We start from the raw sequence: 5,919 nt of genomic DNA on the forward strand, positions 1-5,919 counted from the left end.
CCCTCCGGGCTTCGACTCCGCCCCGCGTTTGCGGGGCGTCGCTCAGGGCTAGCCTTGAGTCCCGCCGCAGCGGCGGGACTCATTATTCACGAAGACACTCCGTTCGTGAATAATGCGGGCCAGGGGCACTGAGGGGTTGTAAGAGTGTTCCTCCCCGAGGCTCCCCTACGCCTGGGGGGTGCTCAGCGAGGCGAACGCCGAGCGCCGAATCCCGCCCCGTCCCGATGGGACGAGAGTCTCTTCGGGAAAGGCTTTCGGGACTAGCGGAAGTGCCGCACCAGCGCGGAATGCTAGTGAGAAATAGTTGGTGCGGCACTAGCCGGCAACGGCGATCTGGCGAAAGTCGGCAATCCGGCTGAAAAGGCTGGCGGTCTCGGCAAGAAGGGCCAGGCGATTGTCCCTGAGCGCTGCGTCCTTGGCCATCACTAAGACATCATTAAAGAACCGGTCCACCGCGGGCCGAAGGGTGGCAATCCGCTTGAGGGCCTCTTTGTACTCCCCGCGTTCGATCAAGGGTGCCACCTCCCCTTGCAAGGCCTTCACCTCCCGGTGAAGCACTCTTTCTGCCTCCTCCTGAAACCTGCTCTCCTCGACCTCCCGCGCAAAGCCCGGCGGGAGAATATTCGCCACTCGCTTGAAGGCGATGGCCAGGGAGGCAAACTCTGCATCCTGCTTCGCCTTGGTCAAGGCCTGGGCCCGCCGAAACGCCCGGGGGATATCATCAAAGCCGACCAACAGCACCGCCGCCGCCACATCGGGGGGAATCCCCCGATCGGTCATGATCCCCTCGCATCGGACACGGAGGAACGTCAGGATGTCCTTCAAGACCTCGTCTCGAGGACGGCTGATCCGGTCCTTCAGGAGTTCCAGGGCCTTTTGGATCAGGGGCGTGAGCGGGACAGAAAGCTCTTGCCCTACCAGGATGAGGATGAGGCCCAGGGCCGCCCGGCGCAGTGCATAGGGGTCTTCGGAGCCGGTAGGGATCAGGCCGATACCGAAACATCCGGCGATACTGTCGATCCGGTCAGCCACCCCGACCAGGGCGCCTGTCTTTGTCCGGGGGAGGGTATCCCCCGCGTACCGGGGGAGATAGTGCTCCTCGATTCCGACAGCGACCTCCGCCTTTTCCCCGCTGATTTCGGCATAGTGGCGCCCCATGACCCCCTGCAGCTCAGTGAACTCCCGGATCATTCCGGTCGCCAGATCCGCCTTGCAGAGGGAAGCAGCCCGGCGAGCACTCTCTTCCGCTGCGGGGTCGACCGACTTGGCCATGAAACCGGCGATCTCCGCAATCCGTTTCGTCTTGTCCAAGAGGCTTCCGAGTCGTTCCTGAAAGAGGATGTGGCCGAGGCGGGGGACCAACTTCTCGAGGGGAAGCTTTTTCTGATCCTCTTTGTAATAGAAGTCGGCATCCGCCAGTCGCGCTCGGAGAACCCGCTCGTTTCCCTGAGCAACCATGTCCATGTCTCGGGTCTTCATATTGGAGACGGCGACGAAGTACGGGAGCAGTTTCCCCCTCTTGTCCACTACGGGGAAGTAGCGTTGGTGCTTTCGCATCGGAGTGATAATCACCTCACGAGGGAGGCTGAGATACTCATCAGGAAATCCACCCCGGACGAGCGTGGGATACTCGACCAGATGGGTGACCTGCTCCAACAAGTCGGGATCGATGAGGGGTTCACCACGGACCTGCCGCGCGGCTTTAACAACAAGCTGTCTCACCTGCTCACGCCGTCGGTCCTGATCCACAATGACGAACGCCTTCTCCAGCTTCTTCAGATATTCTTGGAAGGTGCGGACTTGGATCGGCTGTGGTGCGAGAAAGCGGTGGCCAAATGTTACTCCACCACTCCGGATCCCGTCGATCTCAAACTCCACCACTTTTCCCCCGTACAGGGCAAGGAGCCATCGGATCGGACGAACGAAGCGGATGGATAAATCACCCCACCGCATACTCTTGGGAAATGTCAGCGAGGTAATGATATTGGGGAGGAGAGAGGAGAGAACCTCGGTCGTCTTTAATCCCTTCTCCTTTTTCCTCGCAACGACATAGTCCCCGCGCTCTGTCGCCCGAATTTCCAATTGCTCGACGGGGATCCCCTGCGCTCGGGCGAAACCGAGCCCGGCCTTCGTCGGCTTGCCTTCTGCATCATAAGCCGCCGACTTCGGCGGGCCGACGACTTCTCGGACCTCATCCGCCTGCTTGTCTGCCAATGCCTCCACGTGAAGGGTGAGACGCCTTGGCGTCCCCAGGGTTCGAATGCGTCCGAAACCCAGGCGTGCCTGGCGGAGGAGCCGATCAGCGACCCCCTGAAAATCCCGGAGGGCATCGGCCATGTAGACCGAGGGGATCTCCTCGGTCCCGATCTCGAAAACGAGTTCCTTTTCCTTCGGCTTAGGCTTCGCTTTCACCCTCGCCTTTGCCTTCGCTTTTACCTTTGCCTTCGCTTTTACCTTTGCCTTCGCCATCGTTCTCTCTCCGGTCGCCTGCTATGAGCGGTCAGCGAACCGCCTTTCTCGGTTTGCGGGTTCTCCTGCGAACTGCCGACTGCTGATTGCCGCGCGGCTGCCATGCTTTCTTCAGGAGAGGAAATCCCATCTCTTCCCGCTGCTTGAGATAGGCCTCGGCGGACCGCCGGGCCAGATTCCGGACCCGGCCGATGATGGCCTGGCGTTCCGTGACGCTAATCGCTCCCCGGGCATCCAGGATATTAAAGGCATGGGAGCATTTCAGGCAGTAGTCATAGGCGGGCAGCACTAGCCCTTTCTCAATGAGTCGCAGGGATTCCGCCTCGTACAGATCAAAGAGCGTGTATTGCAGCTGCGTGTCCGCCTCGTCAAAATTGTGGACCGACCACTCCACCTCCCCTCGATGGTGGACATCCCCGTAGGTCACCCCTTTGACCCACTCCAGGTCAAACACGCTGTCCACCCCCTGGAGATACATGGCGATCCGCTCGATCCCATAGGTGAGTTCGCCCGAGACCGGCTTGAGATCGATGCCACCCGCCTGTTGAAAGTAGGTAAACTGGGTGATCTCCATCCCGTCCAACCACACTTCCCAGCCCAAGCCCCAGGCTCCGAGGGTGGGCGACTCCCAGTCATCCTCCACAAAGCGGATGTCGTGTTTCAACGGGTCAATCCCGAGATGACGAAGGCTGTCGAGATAAATCTCCTGGATGTCGTCGGGGGAGGGCTTGAGGATGACCTGGAATTGATAGTAGTGCTGGAGCCGATTCGGATTTTCCCCGTATCGACCGTCGGTGGGACGCCTGGAGGGCTCCACGTAGGCAACATTCCAGGGCTCGGGGCCCAACACCCGGAGAAAGGTCGCGGGGTTCATAGTGCCCGCCCCCACCTCGATATCGTACGGTTCCTGGATTACACATCCCCTTTTGGCGAAGAATTTTTCGAGTCCAATGACCACGTCTTGATAGTTCATGCTCCTCCCTCCGAGCAGGATACACAGCCGGAGGCGGGTGCCGCCGCGCCCGGCATCATTGACAAGGAACGCCTTGTGTGGGGGATACTCAGACCACTGGAATGGTCCGAAGTCCCCATAAAATTAGGGGACTCAGCTTACTGAACGGGAGGATGAAGTGTCAAGGGAAAAGCCGGTAATCCCTGCGAGGAAGCGGGCGGAGCGGATCCTGCGCCCGAGCTTGAACTCCAGGAAGGTCTGAAGTAGGGACCTCAGCTCCTCAGCGGCACCCGAGTGCAGGCTCGCCCGGCTCAAGCCCATCTCCCTCCGCAGGGCCATGCGGAGGAATCCCAACGCCTCCGGTGAGACAGGCATGGTCTCAATGGCCTCCGCACGGCAGGCGGGGCAGAGGAGACCCCCCTCATTGAGGCCAAAACTCTGGACCCCTTCGGGGAGTCCTTCCCGACACCGGACACACCTCCCCAGCTCGGGAAGATAGCCGAGGGTCTTCAGGAGTCTGATCTCGAAGGCCCGAAGGATGTGGGAGGGATCTATGCCGGTATTGAGTCCCCGGAGGGTCCCGACGATCAGGACGAAGAGCTCTTCGCTTCCCTCCCCCTCGACTCCGGCGACTCCGGCCAGTTCGGCCACCTCGGAGGCCGCCGTCAACAGCTCCAGGGATCGCCGGAGCGCATGGAAGGGTTCCCGGAGGGCAAATTCGTTCAGGCGATGCAGATCGGAGTTTGCGCGCTCGAAATAGACCAGGTGGCCATACGTACACAGCTCGAGGCTTCCACCGAATCGACTCCGAATCCGCCTCGCGCCTGCGGCCACCGCCCGGACCTTGCCGTAGCGCCGCACGTAAAAGACGACGATCCGGTCCGCCTCGCCGAGATTGTGGCCTCCGATAACAACGGCTTCACTGGATTTAAGCCCCATTCCAGGACCGTAGAGTACTCGAAGTCCCCACCCATACACAAGGCTATTTACAGACCCCCTCGAGAAGACCTTCCATTGGAATGGGACTTGCATTTTGTCCCGGCTTGCCGTCACCTCGTGGAGAGCTGAACATGAGCACCGAATCACCGCATGAGAGCTATCAACGCGCTGCCGATCATTGGGCTGAGTGCCCCGTATGCACCAATGCAGGCGGCGAGCAAGCGGACCCCTGCGACCTCTGCCTCACCGGACGGGACCTCTTGCTCATCTGTGAGGAGGCCGATAAGAGCTGGCTCGTCGGAAGCACGGACGCCTACGCGTAACAGGATAGCCCCACTCCCGCTGACATATGCCCCGTCCCGCTCGCTAGAGGCATACCCACCTGCTCTTGCCGTTGTTGCACTGAGACTGGATTTGTAAGACGGCGGGCGCATTCGGCCCACATGCTTGGTGCTCCGGCTCCAGGATCCCTATGGCCCGTGCCACACGAGCCTCCCCGTATGGCCGATGAGGCTCAGGCGTGGCCTATCGTTAGGCAGTACGACAATTTCGGCCCGCTCCGTGCCACCCTTGCCAGAAAGAACCAGGCGCACCCGACCGTCGGCCTCCAGGCCCAGCGCTGCGCGAAGCTTTTTTGTCTTGTCAACCAGGCCCAGGGCCGGCCGACCGTCACCCACCATGAACAGCCCGACACGTCCTCCGCCCTTGCCTAAGAGGCTCAGGTCGGGCAGACCGTTCGTCCCGACTTTCAACGCGGCACGTGTTTTCCCGTCTTTGGCGGCAAGGATGAGACCGTGCGAGCCGTCCGGCAGCACCACCAGGTCGGTACGCTTCCCGCCATCCTTGCCGGCAAGGCGCAGACCCGACGACCCGTCAGCCAAGACGTACAGGACATTACGACGCGTCAAGTCCTTGTCGCGGAGGGCTAGCCCCGCCGTGCCATCATCCATGACGTACAGCACGGCACGATTGTTCCCATTCTGGTCGGCGAGGGCGAGATTGACCGAGCCACCGGACACATTCAGCAAGGCACGGGCTTTCCCGCTACTGTCCCGTAGCACAAAATGCTCGGCCTCGACCACCTTGGCCACCTTGGTAGGCATAGTTTGCCCCATCAGCATCACGGCGGCGATCAAGGCTACCGCCACGGCTCCGGCCCTCTTCAAAAGGCGATTCTCGCGTTCCACACGGTCCAGTCGTTGCTCTATGGTTGGTTCGTTCATCGTTCCCTCCCTTTCTCAGTAAGACAGATAAGCAGTCATCAGTCAGCGGTCGGCTCCGACGACCGACTACCGCCCACCGACGACCGGAAATTGCTGCTAGTTGTTTACTGTTGTCGGTCATCGGTCACCGTTCAACGGTCTTTGGTCATCGGTCAGCAATCGATCATGCACTAGGACTCCCCTAAACGGTCTCTCGCAATACCAAATGCGGCGAGGGTATTGGGAAAGCCGGTGAGACCCGTGGTCAAGAGGATGGCCTGATAGATCTGTTCCGGAGTTGCACCCACGCCCCGGGCCCGGTCAATGTGGGCCATGAGCCCCCCTTCCCGTCGCAAG

At 60.8% G+C, this 5,919-nt stretch carries 4 protein-coding genes and 1 pseudogene; all 5 read right to left on the reverse strand.

Features of this window, described 5'->3' with window-relative positions:
- Window positions 1-315: 315 nt before the first annotated feature.
- The 5 genes and pseudogenes from glyS to O6929_08885 all read right to left on the reverse strand — a co-directional run bounded on the left by glyS (window position 316) and on the right by O6929_08885 (window position 5,583).
- A complete protein-coding gene (gene glyS, locus O6929_08865; protein ID MCZ6480497.1) occupies window positions 316-2,469 on the reverse strand; it encodes a glycine--tRNA ligase subunit beta in 2,154 nt (717 codons plus the stop codon).
- 109 nt (window positions 2,470-2,578) lie between these two features.
- A pseudogene (gene glyQ / locus O6929_08870) lies at window positions 2,579-3,442 on the reverse strand (glycine--tRNA ligase subunit alpha).
- A gap of 132 nt (window positions 3,443-3,574) precedes the next feature.
- Window positions 3,575-4,360: a DNA repair protein RecO gene (gene recO, locus O6929_08875; GenBank protein ID MCZ6480498.1), complete on the reverse strand. Its 786-nt coding sequence runs from the start codon at window positions 4,358-4,360 to the stop codon at window positions 3,575-3,577.
- A 143-nt stretch (window positions 4,361-4,503) separates the two neighbouring features.
- Window positions 4,504-4,794: a hypothetical protein gene (locus O6929_08880; protein MCZ6480499.1), complete on the reverse strand. Its 291-nt coding sequence runs from the start codon at window positions 4,792-4,794 to the stop codon at window positions 4,504-4,506.
- A 36-nt stretch (window positions 4,795-4,830) separates the two neighbouring features.
- Window positions 4,831-5,583 carry a hypothetical protein gene (locus O6929_08885; GenBank protein MCZ6480500.1) on the reverse strand — a complete coding sequence of 251 codons (753 nt, stop codon included), beginning with the start codon at window positions 5,581-5,583 and terminating at the stop codon, window positions 4,831-4,833.
- Window positions 5,584-5,919: the final 336 nt, after the last annotated feature.

It is taken from the genome of Candidatus Methylomirabilota bacterium, from assembly GCA_027293415.1.
Taxonomy (GTDB): Bacteria; Methylomirabilota; Methylomirabilia; order Methylomirabilales; family CSP1-5; genus CSP1-5.

What these genes read in the sequence shown, in the direction of transcription:
- glyS (MCZ6480497.1), bottom strand. Translation starts at nt 2,469, where the DNA reads ATGGCGAAGGCAAAGGTAAAAGCGAAGGCAAAGGTAAAAGCGAAGGCA.
- recO (MCZ6480498.1), bottom strand. Translation starts at nt 4,360, where the DNA reads ATGGGGCTTAAATCCAGTGAAGCCGTTGTTATCGGAGGCCACAATCTC.
- O6929_08880 (MCZ6480499.1), bottom strand. Translation starts at nt 4,794, where the DNA reads ATGCGCCCGCCGTCTTACAAATCCAGTCTCAGTGCAACAACGGCAAGA.
- O6929_08885 (MCZ6480500.1), bottom strand. Translation starts at nt 5,583, where the DNA reads ATGAACGAACCAACCATAGAGCAACGACTGGACCGTGTGGAACGCGAG.